The sequence below is a fragment of the Janthinobacterium sp. P210005 genome (genome assembly GCF_036231865.1).
GTDB lineage: Bacteria > Pseudomonadota > Gammaproteobacteria > Burkholderiales > Burkholderiaceae_D > Janthinobacterium > Janthinobacterium kumbetense.
Genome location: NZ_JAZARC010000001.1, coordinates 680,106 through 698,994, shown reverse-complemented (window position 1 = coordinate 698,994; position 18,889 = coordinate 680,106). Strand labels below are relative to the sequence as shown.

Sequence of the window (18,889 nt, the reverse complement as noted above, 5' to 3'; positions counted from 1 at the left end):
AAGACTGCTGCACTGCCTCGCTGGCCCATTTTACTGGTCATGATCGTTTCCGAGATCATGGACCTTGCCGCATCCACCATCGTCAACGTCGGCGGACCTGCCCTGATCGAGTCGCTGGGCGCCAGTTCCGCCCAGATGCAATGGGTCATCGGCGGCTATGCGCTGGCCCTGGGCGCCGGCCTGGTGCTCGGTGGCAGGCTGGGCGACCGCTACGGGCGGCGCGCCATGTTTCTATGCGGCTTGGCGGCCTTTACCATCGCTTCGCTGTTGTGCGCCGTGGCGCCGACCATCGCATTGTTGATCGTCTTTCGCCTGCTGCAAGGGCTGGCCGGCGCGATGCTGTTGCCGCAAGGCTTGGGCTTGTTGCGTGAAAACTACCAGGGAGCGGCCCTGGCCAGGGTGTTTGGCATCTTCGGCCCCATCCTGGGCCTGGCGGGCATACTCGGTCCCGTGCTGGGCGGGATGCTGCTCGAAGCGAACGTGTTCGGCCTGGGCTGGAGAGCCATGTTCCTGATCAATATTCCGATCGGCATCGCCTGCTTCCTGGTGGCGCGCCGTTACCTGCCCCACCGTCCGGGAGACCGCTCCGTCCACATCGATGTCCCCGGCGCCAGCCTGCTGGTGCTGTCATCCGTATTCCTCGTCTTGCCGCTGGGCGAGGCGGGAGCGTGGCCGGCGTGGGGATGGCCGATGCTGGCGATGGCCGTGCTGGGTTTCGGCCTGTTCGGCCTGCGCCAGTCCGCGATGGTGCGCGCCGGGCAGACGCCGCTCATCATGACGTCGATCTTCCAGCGCTCCGCCTACACGGCCGGGCTGGCCGGCATTGCCCTGTTCTTTTGCTCGCTCGTCGGCATGCAGCTGGTGCTGACGCTTTTCTTGCAAATTGGACATGGATTGACGGCGGGCGAAGCAAGTATTGCCAATCTGCCATTCGCTGTGGGCACGGCATTCGGCGCCACCCTGAGCGGCGCCGTCCTGGCGGCCCGTTTCGGGCGCAAGGTGCTGCAACTGGGCGCCGGTGTCCAGCTTGCCGGCGTGGCGCTGCTGCAATTTGAACTGGGCAATACGGCGGTATTTTCTGCGTGGCATGTCGTGCCCGGCATGCTGGTCTGCGGCATCGGGGCCGGCCTCGTGATCGCAGCCTTGTTCAGCATCATTCTGGCGTCGCTGGACAACAAGCAGATCGGCTCCGGTTCCGGCGTGCTGTCTGCCGTGCAATCGATCGCCGCATCGATCGGCGTGGCCCTGTTCAGCGGCGCATTTTTTGCCGCGCATCCCGCCCTGACGCCGGACCGGGCGCTCAGCGCCGCATTGACGATCCAAACCGGCATACTCATCGCTTTCATGGGCGTGACGTTCTTCTTTCCCACTGCTGCAAAATCTGAACTTGAGGTAAATCATGCATGACCAGCCAACACACAATCAAGCATTCGCGGCCGACGATCCCCGTGGCATGCACATCGCCGGCGATGTCATCGGCCGCCAGTTGCAGGATATCGCGATCCTGACGCGCGAAACGGCGTTGCACCTGAGCAACGCGATGGGCATCAACCAGACCGATTTGGCCCTGATGGAGCAATTGATCACGCACGGCCCCCTGTCTCCGAATGAGCTGGCTGCGCGCCTTGCCGTCACGACGGCGGGCGTGACGCTCGTCATCGACCGCCTGGAACGGGCCGGCCACGTGACGCGCGTGCGCCAGCAAGACGACAAGCGCCGCGTGCTCGTCCATCCCGTGCCAGCCTCGGTGGCGCAAACCTACACGCATATCGCGCCGATGCTCAACGGACTGGACGCGGTGCTGAGCGGCTTGTCCGCCGGCGAGCGGACGACGATAGAACACTTTCTCCAGCAAGTGATCACGGTTTACCAGACCACTTTGCCAACCACAGCAGAAAAGAAAATCAAATGACGATCAAACGAAAAATCCTGATCACGGGGGCCAGCGTTGCCGGCCCGACCCTGGCTTACTGGCTGTCGCGCCTGGGCATGGACGTCACCGTTGTCGAGCGGGCACCCGAGTTTCGCGATGGTGGACAAACGATCGACGTGCGCGGCGCAGGCAAGCTGGTGGCGCAGCGCATGGGGCTCGAGAGCGCCATCCGCGCCAAAACCACGCATGAGGATGGACTCCGGTTTGTCGACGCGCAAGACCGCACGCAGGCGGAATTCGGCATCGGGGCCTTTGGCGGCAACGGTCCCGTGGCCGAGCTGGAAATTTTGCGGGGGGAACTGGCCAAGCTGCTGATCGGGCATGGCCGCGACGCGGTCGACTACCGCTTTGGCGACAGCATCGCCGCGCTGGAAGAATTGCCGCATGGCGTCAAGGTGCGCTTCGAACAGGGCGGCGAAGCAGTGTTCGATCTCGTCATCGGCGCCGAAGGCGTCGGTTCGCATACGCGCAAACTCGTGTTCGGGGATGAAGTCCAACGCCGCTCGTTCAAGCTCTATACGGCCTATTTCACCATCCCGCGCGCGCCGGGCGACGAACGCCAGATGCGCTGGTTCAACGCCCCGGGCGGCTTGAGCGTGTGCCTGCGTCCCGATAACCTGGGCACCACGCGCGCCCTGCTGTCGTTCCAGGAAGCGCCCAGCGCCTATGAAAAACTGCCGATTGCCGAACAAAAAGCCCTGCTGAAGGAGAAATTCGGCGCCCTGAAATGGGAGACGCCGCGCATCCTGGCGGCCCTGGATGACGCCACCGACCTGTATTTCGACCAGATTTCCCAGGTCAAAATGCCGCGCTGGTCGAAGGGACGGATTGCCCTCGTTGGCGACGCCGCCTATTGCGCCTCGCCCATCAGCGGCATGGGCACGAGCCTGGGCATGTGCGGCGCCTACGTGCTGGCGGGGGAACTGGGACGCCATGACGATCACGCGCAAGCCTTTGCCGCGTATGAAGCGATCATGCGCCCGTATGTTGACCAGGCGCAAAGCGTGCCCACCTTCGCACCGCGCCTGGCCTCGCCGCACTCGCGCGTGGGGATCGCCATCGGCCATGCGATGTTGCGCATGTCAAACATGCCAATTATCAAGACGATACTGGCCAGGTTCCTGACGCCCAAGGCGGATGCCATCGCGCTGCCCGAGTATGCATACATGGCCTGAGGCAGGCGGGCGGCGGGCGTTGGCATACACGAATTGTTGCCGCAATGCACTAGGCAAAATTACCTAGTCGACCGAAAGAAACTCCCAATTTTCGCCTTGGGCAGGAATGCGTAAGCTTGGCCCGAATAATAAAGGGTCACCATGAACGCCATTTCCATCCTGCATCGCGGCTCGCGCCGCCCTCCTGCTTCCTCCCCCTCGCTGTGTGGCCGGCTTGCCATCATGCTCCTGGGCATGCTGGCCTGCTGCGCCAGCGCCGTGGCTGCACCTGCGCCCACGGCGTCGGCCGAGCTGATCAAGCGCGGCGAGTATGTCGCCCGCCTGGGCGACTGCGTGGCCTGCCACACCAGCCCGAACGGCGCCGCCATGGCTGGCGGCCTGGAATTGAAAACGCCGTTCGGCACCATCTACAGCACGAATATCACGCCGGATGCGAAGACGGGCCTGGGCAGGTACACCTTCGCGCAATTCGACCGCGCCATGCGCAAGGGCGTGGCGGCGGACGGGCACAATCTGTATCCGGCCATGCCCTACCCTTCCTACGCGAAGATCACGCCCGACGACATGCAGGCCCTGTACGCGTATTTGCAGCGGGGCGTGGCGCCCGTGGCGCAGCAAAACCGCGAAACGGACATGAAATGGCCGTTCAGCATGCGCTGGGGTCTGTCGCTGTGGAACGCCGTCTTCCTCGACGATGCGCCATTCAAGCCCGACAGCGCCAAGTCGGCCATGTGGAACCGGGGCAGTTATCTGGCCCAGGGGCTCGGTCATTGCGGCTCGTGCCACACGCCGCGCGGCGTGGCCTTCCAGGAAAAAACCATGGGCCAGGATGGCGGCAGCGGCAAGCATTATCTGTCCGGCTTCACCTTCGACGGCTGGCATGCCGTCAATTTGCGCAATCTGTGGACGCCGGCCGACATCGTGCAATTGCTGAAAACGGGCCGCAACAGCTTCGGCACGGCGGCCGGCAGCATGACGGAAGTCATCACGCACAGCACGCAATACTTCACGGACGGCGACCTCGATGCGCTGGCGCACTACCTGCACGGCTTGCCGGCCAAGCCGGGCGCGCCAGTGCAGCAGAGTAAACCGGCGCCGGCTGTCGCGGCCAGCAACGACGCGCTGTACAACACGCGCGGCGGCCTCGGCTACCTGCAGTTTTGCGCCACCTGCCACCGCCGCGACGGCCGCGGCGTGGAAAACATCTTCCCGCCGCTGGCGCAGAATGATTCGGTGCAGTCGAAGGACGCCACCTCCGTCATCCATATCGCATTGACCGGCTGGCAGTCGGCCGTCACGCAGCAGTCGCCCCGTTCCTTCGGCATGCCCGCATATGACCGCCTGTCCGACACGGAACTGGCGGAAATCCTCACCTTCGTGCGCGGCAAGTGGGGGAATCACGGCGCGCCCGTCACGCCCTCCCACATCGCCAAGGTGCGCAAGGAGCTCAAGCTCAAGGCGCCGGATGCGGGCGGCTTTGTCACGCCCCGCTTTGCCGCCCTGACGGCCGATCCGAATGCCAATCAATTGATTCACGGCATGCAGCTGATGACGGAAACGCGCGCCCGCCTGCCGCAAAACGTGGGCAACGACCTCAATTGCAGCAGTTGCCACCTGAATGGCGGCACCGTGGCCAACGGTTCGCCCTTCCTCGGCATTTCCGCCTTCTTCCCGGCGGAAGCGCCGCGCGCCGGCAAGGTCATCAGCCTGGGCGAGCGCATCAACGGCTGCTTCCGCCGTTCCATGCACGGCAAGCCCCTGCCCGTGGATGGCCCCGACCTGCAGGCCATGGTCGCCTACATCGACTGGATGAAGGGCGCCACGCAGGCGAACGACAAGGTGCCTGGACGGGGCGTGGCGAAGATCGACCGCAATCTGCTGCCTGACCCAGTGCATGGTAAAAAAGTGTACGCCGAGCAATGCGCCGTCTGCCATGGCGCGAATGGCGAAGGCATCCGCGGCGCCAACGGCGTGGTGGCCTTCCCGCCGCTGTGGGGCGAGCGCTCGTTCAATATCGGCGCCGGCATGGCCCGCACCTACACGGCGGCCGGCTTCGTCAAGGCGAACATGGTGATGGGCCACGGCCAGAAATTTCCGCTGGGGCAAGGCAACCTGTCCGACCAGGACGCCGTCGACGTGGCCGAATATTTTACGCACATGCCGCGCCCGGACTTCCCCGACAAGGTCAAGGATTGGCCGAAGGGCGGCAAGCCCAAGGATGCGCGCTACTGACACCCCATCGCGTTCGTAATCTGCTACGCTCATGCCACGACCACGCCAAGGAGTCTTGCATGAGCAGCAATATCCACCACGCGGCAGCCGGCGGTTATGCCACGGCGGCCGCCAGCTACGTCAAGGGCCGGCCCGATTACCCACCTGGAGTGTCGGCCTGGCTGCAGGATAGCCTGGGCCTGGGGCCGGGCGCCACCGTGCTGGACCTGGGCGCCGGCACGGGCAAGTTCACGCCGCGCCTGCTGGACACGGGCGCCACGGTGATTGCCGTGGAACCCGTGCCTGCCATGCTGGCAAGACTGGCGGCGGCCTTGCCGCAAGTCCAGGCGCTGGCGGGCACGGCAACGGCCATTCCCCTGCCCGACAGCTCGGTCGACGCCGTGGTCTGCGCGCAAGCGTTTCACTGGTTCGCCACCCCGGAGGCGCTCGATGAAATCTGGCGCGTGCTCAAGCCGGGCGGCAGGCTGAGCCTGGTGTGGAATCTGCGCGACGCCAGCGTGCCCTGGGTGGCAAGACTGGACGCCATCGTCAACCAGGCGGAAGGCGACACGCCCCGCTACTACACGGGCGCCTGGCGCCGGGCCTTCCCTCATGCGGGGTTTACTCCCTTGCAGGAAACACATTTTTCCCAGGAACACACGGGATCGCCCGAAGACGTGCTGTTCAACCGCGTGCGCTCCACCAGTTTTATCGCCGCCTTGCCGCCGCAGGCGCGCCAGCGCATCGATGACGAGATTGGCCAGCTGGTCGCGTCGGAGCCGGCCTTGCGCGGGCGGGACAGCATCAGCGTGCCCTACCGGACGGCCGCCTTCGTGGCGCAGGCCGTATAGATGTCTACTGAACAAGGCATAGAACCGCAGCAGGCCGCCAACCAGGAGGCGGCCCCTTCCGACACCTGGCTGGGCAAGCTGGGCCCCGGTCTGATCACGGGCGCGGCCGACGACGACCCCAGCGGCATCGCCACGTATTCGCAGGCGGGCGCCCAGTTCGGCTTCGGCATGCTGTGGACCGTCTGCCTGACCTTTCCTTTGATGCTGGGCATCCAGGTGATCAGCGCCAAGATCGGCCGGGTCAGCGGGCACGGGCTGGCGACGAATATCCGCCGCCATTATCCGAAATCCTTGCTGTACGCCATCGTCGGCTTGCTGCTGCTGGCCAATGTCATCAATATTGCCGCCGACGTGGCCGCCATGGGCGATGCCTTGACCCTGATCATCGGCGGTCCCACCCACCTGTACGCCATGGGCTTCGGGCTGCTGTCCCTGCTGTTGCAAGTGTTTATTCCCTACCAACAATATGTACGCATCCTGAAATGGCTGACCCTGGGATTGCTGGCCTATGTGGCCACCGTGCTGACCGTGCACATTCCCTGGGGCGAAGTGGCGCTGCGCACCGTCTGGCCCCGGTTCGCCTGGTCGGCCGCCTCGGTGACCATGATCGTGGCCGTGTTCGGCACGACGATCAGCCCCTACTTGTTCTTTTGGCAGGCGTCGCAGGAAGTGGAAGACTTGCAGGCGGATGCCGGCGCGCAAGCCCTGCGCCGGGCGCCGGAACAGGCGCCGCGGCAATTCCAGCGCATCAAGATGGACACGGCCATCGGCATGGGCTTTTCCAACCTGGTGGCCTTCTTCATCATGCTGACGACGGCCGTGACCCTGGGCGCGCAAGGCATCACGCATATCGACACGTCGGCGCAAGCGGCGTCCGCCCTGCGCCCCATCGCCGGCGAGTTCGCGTTTGCCCTGTTCAGCCTGGGCATCATCGGCACGGGCTTGCTGGCCATTCCCGTGCTGGCCGGCTCGGCCGCCTACGCCATGGCGGGCGCCTTCCACTGGAAAAACAGCTTGGAACTGGCGCCCCGGGCCGCGAAAAAGTTCTACGGCATCATCGTCACGGCCACCGTGATCGGCGCCGCCCTGTGCTTCACGCCGCTCGACCCCATCAAGGCCCTGTACTGGAGCGCCGTCATCAATGGCGTCATTTCCGTGCCCATCATGGCCCTGATGATGGTGATGGCCTCGCGCCCCGCCATCATGGGCACGCTCACCATTTCAAGACGCCTGCGGGCGCTGGGCTGGCTGTCGACCATCGTCATGGCAACGGCCGTGCTGGCCATGTTTGCCACCATGGCGTTTTGAAGCCTAGGCCGTCTTCGGCTTGAGCATGCCTTCCACGATGCCCAGCACGGTCTGGCGGGGCAGCAAACGCGGCAGCCAGGCCAGCAGCCTGTTCGGCCGGCCCGCCACATGGCTGCTGCGGCCCCGGTCCAGCGCGCGCAGCGCTTCATCGACGACGGCTTGCGGCGCCATGCGCTTGCCCACGGCCGCTTCGGGCGCGGCCACCACGTCGAAGAAGGCCGTGTCCGTGGCGCCAGGGCATAGGGCCAGCACGCGCACGCCGCGCTGGCGGTTTTCCGCCCACAGCGCTTCCGAAAACGACAGCACGAACGCCTTGCTGGCGCCGTAGATCGCCATGTAGGGATCGGGTTGCAGGGCCGCCGTGGACGCCACGTTGATGATGGCGCCCCGCCCCTGGGCCAGCATGTGCGGCAAGGCGCAGTGCGTCAATTCCATGAGGGCCGTGCAATTGACGGTGACTTCGGCCGCCTGGCGCGCCAGGTCGATGCTCTCGAACCTGCCATGCGTGGCGAATCCCGCGTTATTGATCAGTACATCGGGCGGCATGCCCAAGGCGCACGCCTGTGCATGGGCGTCTTGCGCGGCGCCGGGCAAGCCCAGGTCGGCCACCAGCGCGTGCGCGCGGATGCCGTGGCGTTGGGAAAGTTCCCTGGCCAGGCTGTCGAGCACGGCGCCGGAACGGGCCAGCAGCAGCAAGTGCGCGCCGCGCGCGGCCAGGGTTTGCGCAAAGACGCGGCCGATGCCGGACGAGGCGCCCGTGATCAGCACGGTTTGGTTGGTGTAGTCGTATGGGAGCATGGCAAACGTGTCGTAGTTGAGAGTATTTCTAATGTAAACTGTAGACTTTAGTCCACGGTCAAGCGTGGAACGCAAAAAAGTGCGCATGGCCGCGTTGCATAGTCTTGCCGTACTAGCGTACTGTCTGCGCCTATACGCCTTGCCCTGCACATTTTTCACGTTCCACAAATGAGTAGAAAGTCAAAAAACTATGCGCATCGGTGAAATCACCCGCCTGACGGGCGTCAGCAAGGATACGGTGCGCTTTTACGAGCGCCAGGGCTTGCTGGAGGAAGCGCCGCAGCCGGGCATGACGAATAACTACAAGGAATACTCGGCGCAAGCGTTGCGGCGCATCGAGCTGATCGGCCACGCCAAGGCGCTGGGCTTTACCTTGAAGGAAATCGCTGAAGTCATTGCCGTCTGGCAGGAAAACGCGCTCGATGCGCAGACCAAACGGACCATGCTGGAAACAAAAATTGCCCAGATCGATGACAAGGCCCGTTCGATGGCCGTGCTGCGCGCCGGCCTCGTCGATGCACTGGCCAAGGTGGAGACGGGTTGCGACGATGCGGCGCCAGTGCATATGAACAAGAATAACGACAAGGAGACTCAATGAGCAACCATTACACGCAGTACCGCCACCTGGCGCTCGAGGGCGCCAAGCCTGCCCCCACGGCGCAGCAGATCGCCGCCATCGAAACCTTGCTGGAAGCGCCCTTGCCGCCCGCCTTCCTGGCGTTCTTGCGGGTTGCCAACGGCGCCTGGTTCGATTACACGTGCGATGTGCCGGACGGCAATGGCGGCGTGGAAAAAATGGGCTTCAATACCTTTTTCAGCGCCGACGAAGGCGATTTCTGCGATGAAACCCTGGTCGGCGAAATCCGCGCCGCGCGCCAGCATGCGGACATGCCGGTGCGCATCCTGCCGTTCGCCCGCGATGGCGGCAATTCCATGCTCTACCTGGACTTGACGGAAGAAGGCGGCGGCCGGGTGCTGGCCTATGTGCAGGAATTGCCGGAGTGGACGGGCAAGCGCGCCCACGGCCTGATGGAACTGGCGCCCTCGTTCGACGCCTGGCTGGACAGCCTGTATATCGACCGCGACACGGTGCTGGAGGAACTCGAACACAGCGTTTCGGAACCCTCGCACCTGGAAGCGATGGCGCAGTGGCTCGATATCGGTATGCCCGCCTGGCGCCGCGATGCGGGCATCGCCGCTTTATTTGCTATTAAACAAGTCGAACTGTGCGCTAACGAACAGGACTAGTCCTACGGGCATGGCCGCGCCTGTCCTATGGGTGTGCGCAGGCTGATGACTTAACATTGTCATCAGCTTGCATAAAACGCCATATTTGAAAGGATTTCCCATGCCTATCTCCACCACCAGTTCCCGTACCCCCTCCCTGAAAAGCGTGGCCATCGGTGCGGCCGTCGCGCTGTTGAGCGGCATCGCCATCAACAGCATCGCCGCCGCCGCGCCGGGCGCGTACGACAAGCGATTCCTCAGCAAGGCCGCCGATGCGGGCAGTACGGAAATCGCCGCCAGCAAGGTAGCGCAAAGCAAGAGCAGCAATGGGGAAGTGAAGCAATTCGCCGACGCCATGGTCACCGCCCACACGACAGTGGCCGACGCGCTGAAACAGTTGGCCAGCAGCAAGCAGATCGAGGTCAGCGACCAGCCCGCCGCGAAACACAAGGCGCAGCTCGACCGGCTGGGCCGCCTGGAAGGCCAGGCCTTCGACAGGGAATATGCGGCCACCATCGGCGTGGCGGCGCACAAGGAGGCCGTGAAACTGTTCACGGATGCCAGCCAAAAGGCGAGCGATCCCGACATCAAGGCCTTTGCCACGAAAACCTTGCCGGCGTTGCAACATCACCTGGAAATGGCGCATGCGCTGCAGGCGGCATTGGCGAAATAGACGGCCATACGCGGGGAAATACTTGCAGTACGTGCTGTACAGCAAGTATTTCTGCTCTTGACATACAATGCGGCAACTTCGTTTTCGGCCATGCCATGACCTCATGCAGCTACTCAAGAAAACCGGCTTGATCGCCGCCGCCTTCCTGTTCCTCATCCTGCTGGCAGGCTGGCTCTTCATCAAGGTGAGCGCGGCGCGCAATGCCACCGTGTATGCCCAGCAGTGGAACGACCAGGGCACATGCGTGATCAAGACCTATGTGCCGCACTACGGCAACGGCGTGCCGAACAACATCGTGCGTGCGTTCAGCACGTCCACCTTCTTCCGCGTGTACCACAAGGATGGCACCATGCTGGAAAGCACGGAATGGGTGCTGGACATGCATGAAGACGGCATCCTCGACCATGCCCACTGGGGCCAGAACCGCGCCATCTACCCGACCGACCTCGGGTATGAAGGCTGGACCTTGCCCGAGTGCGCGTGAACGGAAAATCATCATGCAAGAACTGAAACAAAAGGGATTGCGCGGCCCCTGGAGCGACGCCCCCTACCTTCCCACCTTGCACCATTTCCTCGGTCCCTTCGACGTGTATGACCGCGAAGAAACCCTGGGCGTGGAACTGGATGCCTGGGACATGAACGATCCTGCCCAGCGCGCGGCGTTGATACGGCGCGACATCACGTCGCAATACAAGGAACTCAGCTACCGCCACCGCCATGCGCTGGCGGCCGTGCTGGCGCAGGCCTTGCAAGACCCTGATTACGATTTCCAGGCCATCCTCGAACATGACCCGGAAAGCACGCATGCGCTGCCGGCCCTGTGGGACGAAATGCACGACCCGCGCGCGTTCTTTGCCGATATCTACCGCCTGGTGCGGCAAGACTGGCGCGACGACCTGGCGCGCGCGGCGGTGGAAGACCCGGCCAGCTGGTAGCGCGGCGCACGCGCCACACTATCGACACGATAGGCTGCGCCCTCCTTTCCCCTATGAAATATCCATTGCGGCAATGTGCACGCGCCGTTGCAAAAACGCCCGTCTGAAAAAATATCTGTTGCACCAGCGCATGCCCACTGGCATCGCGCTACCATGAGCCGTCGGCACTTCGATAGGCGCCGCCTTACCGCGCCGGTTCCCCCGCCGGCTTCCCCCAGCTGCAATGTGAAGGAGATTCTCATGCCCAAGTTCGCCCCTGCCATGTGTTTGTCGCTCATGCTTGCCGCCGCCACCTTGCCCGGTGTCGCCAGCGCTGCCGAGGGCGGCGCCACGCGCGCCGACGCCGAAGCCATGGTCAAGAAAGGCGTGGCCTACATCAAGAGCGCCGGCGACGCCAAGGCGTATGGCGAGATCACGGCCAAGTCCCCGCAATTTATCCTGCACGACCTGTACCTGGTCGTGTATAAGCTCGACGGCACGGTCGCCGCGCATGGCGCCAACCCGAAAATGGTGGGCAAGAACTTGATCGACTTGAAAGATATCGACGGCAAGGCCTTCGTCAAGGAGCGCGTCGACCTGGCCAAGAGCAAGGGCACGTTCTGGCAGGAATACAAATTCACGAATCCGGAAACCAAGAAGATCGAGCCGAAGGTGATGTACTGCGAAAAGCTGGCCGAGACCGTCGTCTGCGGCGGTATCTACCTGTAGCCAGCCGCCGCGCCGCCGGCGCCGGGATGGTTGTCCACTCTCTTGACGATAGGGGCTGCATGTGAAAATCGCACAGAAGATGTTGATCGTCCCGGTGGTCGCGCTGGCTTGCCTGCTGGCCATGGGGGCCTTGTCCTACTTCGCCATGCAGCAGAACGAGCAGCGCATGCGCGAACTGAAAGACGTCACCCTGACGGCCGAGCGGCTTGCGAACCAGCAAGCCATTGCCCTGGGCCAGGTGCACGCCGACGTGTATGCGAAGATTGCCATCGCGGCCAGCCTGTCGGATGAACAATTCAAGCAATTCGGCGCGCAAACGGATGGCCAGCTGAACGCCATCGCGCAAGGCTTGCAGCAATTGCAGACATTCTCGGGCGCCGCCACGGAAGCGGGCCAGGCGCTGCCGGGTGTCGAACGCTACCGTGCCAGCGTGGCGCAGGCGCTGGACCTGGCGTCCATGGACCCGAATACGGGCGTGGCGGCGATGCAAAATGCCGCCACGCATTACCAGCAAGTGCGTGGGCAGTTGCGCCAGGTGCTACTCAATCTCGACCACCGCACTGTCGATGCCTTGCAGGATACCAAGAATGCGGGCCAGCGCGCCGGCTGGCTGTCGCTGGGCGCCATGGCCATCGGCTTTGCCCTGCTGGCCCTGATCGCCACCTGGGTGGCGCGCTCCGTGGTGGGCCCGATCGACGAAGCTTGCCGCGCCGCCGAATCGCTGGCCGCCGGCGACTTGACCACGCGCATCGACGCCCGGGGCGACGACGAGGTGGGCAAGCTGGCGCGGGCCCTGGCCACGGTGCTGAAAAACTGGAACACTTTATTGGGCGACATACGCCAGGCAGGCTCCACCATCACGGTGGAAGCGAGTGAAATCGCGCTGGGCAATGCGGACTTGTCGGCCCGCACGGAATCGCAAGCCCATTCCTTGCAGGAAACGGCGTCATCGATGCATGCCTTGACGGATACCGTGCGCGAAAACGCCAGCCATGCGCACCAGGCCAACCAGATGGTCCTGTCGACATCGAACGTGGCGCTCGAGGGCGGCCGCGTGGTGGGCCAGGTGGTCGAGACGATGGGCTCGATCAAGGCCAGTTCCGGGCGCATCGTCGACATCATCGCCGTCATCGACGGCATTGCCTTCCAGACCAATATCCTTGCCTTGAACGCGGCCGTGGAAGCGGCGCGCGCGGGCGAACAGGGACGCGGCTTTGCCGTCGTCGCCACGGAAGTGCGTGGCCTGGCGCAGCGCTCGGCCACGGCGGCGCGCGAAATCAAGCAATTGATCGAGGATTCCGTGGCCAGGATAGAAACGGGCAGCGAGCTGGCCGACAGCGCCGGGCGCACCATGGGCGATATCGTCGCCTCTGTCCAGCAAGTGACGGAAATCATGAACGACATCACGGCGGCCAGCCAGCGCCAGAGCAAGGGCATCGAGGAAGTCAACAACGCCATTACGGAAATGGACGAATTGACCCAGCGCAATGCCGCCCTCGTCGAACAGTCGGCCGCCGCCGCGCAAAGCATGCAGGATCAGGCGCATGATTTATTGCGCGTGGTCGACGCCTTCCGCCTGGGCGAAGGCGGCGCACCGTTGCTGGCGCCTTAGCGCCGGTGCGGCATGGCGGCCCGGGCGCAGGCTTGCATGGCCTTGCCTGCCTCGACCAGCGCGGGGTCCGCGTCCCGCAGCAAGACATTGCCCATGCGGTATTGTTGATGGTAATCACCCAGCAGGGCTGAATACAGGAAAACCTGGTCTTGCCTGCGCCAGGCGGCATGGTAATTGCTGCCTGGCGTAGCCGGGATGGCGGCGCTGAAGTAGCTGTACAGGCCGCCCACCTTCTTCTTGTGCAGCCATTCCATCAATTGCACGATGCGGTACTGTTCCAGCAAGCTCAATTCGCTGACATTGACGCTCGACAAGGCGTAATACAGTTCCAGGCGGGCCATCCAGTTGCCCTTCCCGCCTGCCGCCGCCAGCGCATCCCAGGCTGGGCCGGCACGCACCTTGCGCGCGTCATCCGGCAATGCCATCCACGCTTCCACAACGGCCTGGTCCGGCACGGGGCCGTAGTCGGCGGGCGCGCGGCAGACGAACTGGCGCGCATCGGGCCCGTCCTGCGGGACTTCGTCGGCGATGTATCTGGCGATCTTGTCGCCGACGCCCAGCAGGCGCTTGCCATACGCTTCCAGGGTCCAGCTCGCAGGCAGACGCCCCAGCCAGGCCAGCGCATCGTCGTTGGCACGGGCCTCCACCGCGTAGGCGGCGATCCTGGCCTGCATCCTGGCTTCCTTCTGCTGCTCCGCCAGCTTGAGCGCCTCTTGCTCTTCGTCATAGCGGCTCGTGGTCTTGGCCAGTTGCACGCAGTCCAGGAAAGCCTCCGGCGCGCCCTGCCAGCACTTGGCCGGCACCTTCAGCTGCCAGCGCATGCTGACGGTTTTCAGCACATAATTTTCTTCGCCCTCCTCGCCCCTGAGATAGGCGCGGCCATCCGCCTTCGTCACGCCTTTCGTCAGCTGCTTGCCGCCAACCGTGCTCCAGGTGTAGGGGTCATCGTCTTGCGGCACGCCTGGCGCGGCGTACATGGTCAGGTAGTGTCCGGCTGCGGGCGGCGCATCGGCGGCATGGCTCAGCGGCGACAGCAGGGATAAGGTCAATAAAGTTTTTTTAGGTAACAGTTTCAGCATGCAGCAATCGTCAATGAAGTTCAGTATGGCAGGCGCAGTCGTGGCCGCTGGCCGCCTCGGACAGGTTTTGCAGGATGGCGCAGTCTTGCGACGGCTGCGGCTGGTCGCACTGGTGGCGCAGGGTCACCAGTTGCTGCTGCAAGGTTTGCAGGTTCGCCATTTGTTCGGCAATGCGCAGAATATGGTGGTCGAGCAATTCATTGACGCTCTGACAACCTTCGGCCGGGTTGTTCTTAAATTCCAGCAAGGCGCGGATATCCGTCAAGCCGATCTGCAGCGAGCGGCAATGGCGGATGAATTGCAGCCGTTCCTGGTGTTCTTCCCGGTACTCGCGGTAGCCGGCGCTGTTGCGCCCCGGTTCCTGCAGCAAGCCCGCCTTTTCATAGTAACGTACGGTTTCCACGTCACAATCTGTCCGTTTGGCCAATTCTCCGATACGCATGGCATCCCCTTTTTCATTCCAACATGCAAATTCCGCTTGACCCTGTAGCCGCTACAGGGTTTCTAATGGAAGCATACACGAAACCGGAAGGACGATGCGATGCCGCACGATAGCCATAACCATACCCATGCGCACGACCACAAGCATGCGCACGAACCCAGCCCTGCGCCCAAGGCGTCCAGCTGCTGTTCCAGCCAGCATGCGTGCTCGTCCACGCCTGCCGCCGCGTCCGCTCCAGCGCGGCCCAGCGCCGCCATCGCCGGCGCCAACACGGCCAAATACCGCATCGCCAATATGGATTGCCCCACGGAAGAGCGCTTGATCCGCAACAAGCTGGCCACCATGGCCGGTGTCGTGGGCCTCGATTTCAACCTGATGAACCGCGTGCTCGACGTGCACCACACCCTGCCTACACTGGCCACGGTGGAAGCGGCCCTGCACGGCATCGGCATGCAGGCCATTCCCATGGAGGCGGACGCTATCGTAGTACGCGATGCGGACGAAGGCAGCCTGAGCGGCATGCAAAAGGGCTTGCTGGTCGTCTCCGGCCTGGCGGCGGCGGGCGCCGAAGCGCTGGCGTGGACCACGCATGCGGACAGTTCGCCCCTCGTCATCGCCCTGGCCCTGCTGTCGATCGCCACGGGCGGCTGGCCGACCCTGAAAAAGGGTTGGATCGCCCTGAAAACGTTCACCCTGAACATCAATTTCCTGATGAGCCTAGCGGTTTTCGGCGCCATCGCCATCGGCCAATGGCCGGAAGCGGCCATGGTCATCTTCCTGTTCGCCATTGCCGAGCTGATCGAAGGCTTGTCCTTGAACCGCGCGCGCAACGCCGTGCAAAGCCTGATGCAGCTGGCGCCCGATACGGCGACCGTGGCCGACGCCAGCGGCGCCTGGAGCCAGGTGAACGTTGCCACGGTGGCCATCGGCACGCTGATGCGCGTCAAGCCGGGCGAGCGCATCGCGCTCGACGGCATCGTGCAAAGCGGCGAATCGTCCGTCAACCAGGCGCCGATCACGGGTGAAAGCATGCCGGTGGACAAGGCCGTGGGCGACGTCGTGTATGCGGGCACCATCAATGAACGGGGCTTGCTCGACGTCACCGTCACCGCCAACAGCGGCAACAGCACCCTGGCGAAAATCGTCAAGGTGATCGAGGAAACCCAGGGGAAACAGGCGCCCACGCAGCGCTTTGTCGACAATTTCGCCCGCTATTACACGCCGGCTGTCGTCGTCTTCGCCATCCTCGTGGCCGTGCTGCCGCCGCTGCTCTTCGGCGCACCCTTCATGGCCTGGATCTACAAGGCGCTGGTGATGCTGGTGATCGCCTGCCCGTGCGCGCTCGTCATTTCTACGCCGGTCACCGTCGTCAGCGGCCTGACGGCGGCCGCGCGGCGTGGCATACTGGTGAAAGGCGGCCAATTCCTGGAAACGGGTTACCGCATCAAGGCCATCGCCGTCGACAAGACGGGCACCTTGACCATGGGCAAACCGGCCGTCACGGACGTGGTGGCCCTGGAAGGCAGCGACCGCGATACTATCCTGCTGCTGGCCGCCAGCCTGGACGCCAATTCCGCCCACCCGCTGGCCGCCGCCATCGTCAAGGCGGGTCCGCCCGCGAGCAGCCACTTGCCCGTCACCCAGTTTGCCGCCCTGCATGGACGCGGCGTGCGCGGCAGCATCGATGGACAAACGTATTACCTGGGCAATGCGCGTCTGATGACGGAATTGAACGTCTTGACGCCGGAGTTGCAAGCCATCCTGGCGCGGCTGGAACAGCAAGCCTATACGGCCATGGTGCTGGCCACCTCGGCCGGTGCGCTGGGCGTGATCGCCGTGGCCGACGTGCTGCGCCCGACGGCGGCGTCCGCCATCGCCAGGTTGAATGCGCTGGGCGTGACCACCGTGATGCTGACGGGAGACAACTTGCTGACGGCCCAGCGCATCGGCAATGAAGTGGGGGTCAGCCTGGTCAAGGCGGAATTGCTGCCAGAGAATAAACTGGATGAAATCAAGGCCTTGCAGCAGCAGTTCGGCGTGGTCGCCATGCTGGGCGACGGCGTGAACGACGCCCCCGCCCTGGCGCAGGCCGACATCGGCTTTGCCATGGGCGCGGCCGGCAGCGACACGGCCATCGAAACGGCGGACGTGGCCCTGATGGACGATGAACTGGGTAAATTGCCCGAATTCATCAGCCTGAGCCAGCGCACGCGCGGCATCCTCGTGCAAAACATCAGCTTTGCCATCGGCATCAAGGCCGTGTTCTTCGGCCTGGCGCTGGCCGGCATGGCGACCCTGTGGATGGCCGTGTTCGCCGACGTGGGCGCCAGCCTGCTGGTGGTGGCCAACGGTTTGAGATTGTTGCGCAATAGCAAGCAAACATAGTCCCACGCAGAAATATTTCCATCTGGACAATTGCTGTAAAAAACGCTACTTTGGCGCTTGATCTCCACCTTCGCCAAAGTAGCCGATGACCGTTCTGCCCCGCCTCCCCCTGCTGGCCACCTTGCTGGCTGCCGCCTCCCTGCATGCCGAACCGATGTACTTCACCCCCTGCTCCGATACGGCCGTGCCCGGCAGTCTGTGCTCGGGTTTGAACGTGCCCGGCAGCTACGACGCCCAGGGCCGTGGCATCGGTGATCCGGACGCCATGCACGTCTTCGTGCGCAAGATTGCCGCCGACGTGCCTGCCGGCAAGCCCGCCAAGGGCACCCTGTGGCTGGTGGCGGGCGGCCCCGGCGAATCGGGCGCCTCGTTCTACAGCTTGCTGCCCACCTTGCGCCGCAGCTTTCCCGGCTTTGAATTCCTCATCCCCGACCACCGCGGCACGGGTCATTCTTCGCGCCTGTGCAAGGTGGAAGAGTCGGAACGGAGTCCCGGCGGCCGCGCCCTGGCGGGTGCGGAATGGGGCAGCTGCTTTGCCGGCATCAACTTGATGCCGGAATACGCGGGCCAGTTTTCCATCACCATGGCGGCGGGCGACTTGCAAGCCTTGATCGCAGGCGAACGCCAGGCCAAAGGCAAACAGCCGCCCGTATATGTATACAGTGTGTCGTATGGCACGCAACTGGTCTTGCGCACCTTGCAACTGGGACCGCTGCCCGTCAAGGGCGTCATCCTCGACTCGCTGGTACCGCCGCAGACGGATGCGCGCTGGGACTTGAGCCAGCGCTCGCACGTGGTCAACACGGCCGGCATGCAGGTGCTCGCCTGGTGCGATGCGGATGCCGCTTGCCACGCGGCATTGGGAGAGCCGGCCGCCACCCTGTACCGCCGCGTGCTGGACAAGGCGCAAGCCGATTCCGCGCTGCTGGCGAAGATCCCTGGCAAGAACCTGAAGCACTTCCTGGGCAGCATGCTCGACGTCCCTGCCGCCCGCGCCCGCATTCCCTACCTGCTGCGCGAGCTGGACCAGGGCAAGGATGGGGAGCTGGCGTCCGTGCGCGCCACGTTGACGCAGGCGGCGGCCGGCCTGGGCAGCTATCCCCAGTCGCCGCTGTCGATTCCGCTGGTTAATATCATCAGCAATTCGGAAAACAATCTGCAAGCGTCGCTGCGCCCGAACTGGGCCGCCGCCGACATCGACCGCGACGAGGCGGAGCTGCTGTTTACCAGTCCCCTGCCCCGCATCCTGCTGGGCGGCGGTTTGCCCACCTACCCGCGCGACGCCTATTTCGGCGCATTGCCGGCGAAAGTGCCGCCCACTTTGGTACTGCAGGGTACCCTGGACCCGAAGACGCCCTACGCGGGCGCGCAGGCGCAAGTGCAGGCCTTGACGCAGAACAAGGCCGGCACGGTGGCCATGTCCACCGTGCACAACGCCCCGCATTTCATCCTGTGGACGGCGCCCGCCTGTTTTGAACAGGCCAGCACCCGCTTTATCGCCGGCAAGCCGGCGCAGGATTGCACGCTGCAGTTCCCCCCAACTAACTAAGAG

18 protein-coding genes are annotated in these 18,889 nt (G+C 64.1%); 15 read left to right on the top strand and 3 right to left on the bottom strand.

Annotated elements, in window-relative coordinates; translation table 11 throughout:
- Nucleotides 1-57 precede the first annotated feature (57 nt).
- From VPH40_RS02930 to VPH40_RS02905, 6 genes are all read left to right on the top strand, one after another.
- On the top strand, nucleotides 58-1,407 hold the full coding sequence (locus tag VPH40_RS02930; RefSeq protein ID WP_328572609.1) for an MFS transporter: 1,350 nt from the start codon (nucleotides 58-60) through the stop codon (nucleotides 1,405-1,407).
- Nucleotides 1,400-1,912 carry a MarR family winged helix-turn-helix transcriptional regulator gene (locus tag VPH40_RS02925; protein ID WP_099667977.1) on the top strand — a complete coding sequence of 171 codons (513 nt, stop codon included), beginning with the start codon at nucleotides 1,400-1,402 and terminating at the stop codon, nucleotides 1,910-1,912. The genes VPH40_RS02930 and VPH40_RS02925 overlap by 8 nt, the downstream gene beginning before the upstream one ends.
- Nucleotides 1,909-3,108, top strand: a complete 1,200-nt coding sequence (locus VPH40_RS02920; RefSeq protein WP_328572608.1) for an FAD-dependent monooxygenase — start codon at nucleotides 1,909-1,911, stop codon at nucleotides 3,106-3,108. Before VPH40_RS02925 ends, VPH40_RS02920 begins: the two co-directional genes overlap by 4 nt.
- Before the next feature lie 222 nt (nucleotides 3,109-3,330).
- Nucleotides 3,331-5,340: a c-type cytochrome gene (locus VPH40_RS02915; protein ID WP_442906630.1), complete on the top strand. Its 2,010-nt coding sequence runs from the start codon at nucleotides 3,331-3,333 to the stop codon at nucleotides 5,338-5,340.
- Between the two features lie 59 nt (nucleotides 5,341-5,399).
- Entirely contained in the window at nucleotides 5,400-6,170 is a 771-nt protein-coding gene (locus tag VPH40_RS02910) for a class I SAM-dependent methyltransferase (RefSeq protein WP_328572607.1), read from the top strand.
- A complete protein-coding gene (locus VPH40_RS02905; protein WP_328572606.1) occupies nucleotides 6,171-7,478 on the top strand; it encodes an NRAMP family divalent metal transporter in 1,308 nt (435 codons plus the stop codon). It abuts the gene before it with no gap.
- A gap of 3 nt (nucleotides 7,479-7,481) precedes the next feature.
- Here VPH40_RS02905 and VPH40_RS02900 read toward each other — a convergent pair whose 3' ends face one another.
- Nucleotides 7,482-8,276, bottom strand: a complete 795-nt coding sequence (locus VPH40_RS02900) for an SDR family NAD(P)-dependent oxidoreductase (protein WP_328572605.1) — start codon at nucleotides 8,274-8,276, stop codon at nucleotides 7,482-7,484.
- Nucleotides 8,277-8,466: 190 nt separating this feature from the next.
- Between VPH40_RS02900 and VPH40_RS02895 the strand changes: the two genes are divergently transcribed.
- From VPH40_RS02895 to VPH40_RS02865, 7 genes are all read left to right on the top strand, one after another.
- Nucleotides 8,467-8,874: a MerR family transcriptional regulator gene (locus VPH40_RS02895; RefSeq protein WP_328572604.1), complete on the top strand. Its 408-nt coding sequence runs from the start codon at nucleotides 8,467-8,469 to the stop codon at nucleotides 8,872-8,874.
- A complete protein-coding gene (locus VPH40_RS02890) occupies nucleotides 8,871-9,524 on the top strand; it encodes an SMI1/KNR4 family protein (protein ID WP_099667982.1) in 654 nt (217 codons plus the stop codon). The genes VPH40_RS02895 and VPH40_RS02890 overlap by 4 nt, the downstream gene beginning before the upstream one ends.
- Nucleotides 9,525-9,624: 100 nt before the next feature.
- The gene (locus VPH40_RS02885; protein ID WP_328572603.1) at nucleotides 9,625-10,176 is read left to right on the top strand and encodes a DUF4142 domain-containing protein; all 552 of its coding nucleotides are present in this window, start codon (nucleotides 9,625-9,627) and stop codon (nucleotides 10,174-10,176) included.
- Between the two features lie 103 nt (nucleotides 10,177-10,279).
- Complete coding sequence (locus VPH40_RS02880; protein ID WP_099667984.1) at nucleotides 10,280-10,660, top strand: hypothetical protein; 381 nt, start codon at nucleotides 10,280-10,282, stop codon at nucleotides 10,658-10,660.
- Nucleotides 10,661-10,673: 13 nt separating this feature from the next.
- Nucleotides 10,674-11,111, top strand: a complete 438-nt coding sequence (locus VPH40_RS02875; protein WP_328572602.1) for a hypothetical protein — start codon at nucleotides 10,674-10,676, stop codon at nucleotides 11,109-11,111.
- 240 nt (nucleotides 11,112-11,351) lie between these two features.
- Nucleotides 11,352-11,819: a cache domain-containing protein gene (locus VPH40_RS02870; protein WP_328572601.1), complete on the top strand. Its 468-nt coding sequence runs from the start codon at nucleotides 11,352-11,354 to the stop codon at nucleotides 11,817-11,819.
- Nucleotides 11,820-11,898: 79 nt separating this feature from the next.
- Nucleotides 11,899-13,431, top strand: coding sequence for a methyl-accepting chemotaxis protein (locus VPH40_RS02865; RefSeq protein WP_328573328.1), 1,533 nt, complete (start codon nucleotides 11,899-11,901; stop codon nucleotides 13,429-13,431).
- Here VPH40_RS02865 and VPH40_RS02860 read toward each other — a convergent pair.
- Nucleotides 13,428-14,510 carry a hypothetical protein gene (locus VPH40_RS02860; protein WP_328572600.1) on the bottom strand — a complete coding sequence of 361 codons (1,083 nt, stop codon included), beginning with the start codon at nucleotides 14,508-14,510 and terminating at the stop codon, nucleotides 13,428-13,430. The genes VPH40_RS02865 and VPH40_RS02860 overlap by 4 nt on opposite strands.
- A gap of 10 nt (nucleotides 14,511-14,520) precedes the next feature.
- Entirely contained in the window at nucleotides 14,521-14,952 is a 432-nt protein-coding gene (gene cadR, locus VPH40_RS02855; RefSeq protein ID WP_034787498.1) for a Cd(II)/Pb(II)-responsive transcriptional regulator, read from the bottom strand.
- 99 nt (nucleotides 14,953-15,051) lie between these two features.
- Here cadR and VPH40_RS02850 point away from each other — a divergent pair, with 99 nt between their 5' ends.
- Nucleotides 15,052-17,337 (top strand): heavy metal translocating P-type ATPase, encoded by a 2,286-nt coding sequence (locus VPH40_RS02850; protein WP_328572599.1) that lies wholly within the window; start codon nucleotides 15,052-15,054, stop codon nucleotides 17,335-17,337.
- An 85-nt stretch (nucleotides 17,338-17,422) separates the two neighbouring features.
- A complete protein-coding gene (locus tag VPH40_RS02845) occupies nucleotides 17,423-18,886 on the top strand; it encodes an alpha/beta fold hydrolase (RefSeq protein WP_328572598.1) in 1,464 nt (487 codons plus the stop codon).
- The last annotated feature ends 3 nt before the right edge of the window (nucleotides 18,887-18,889 follow it).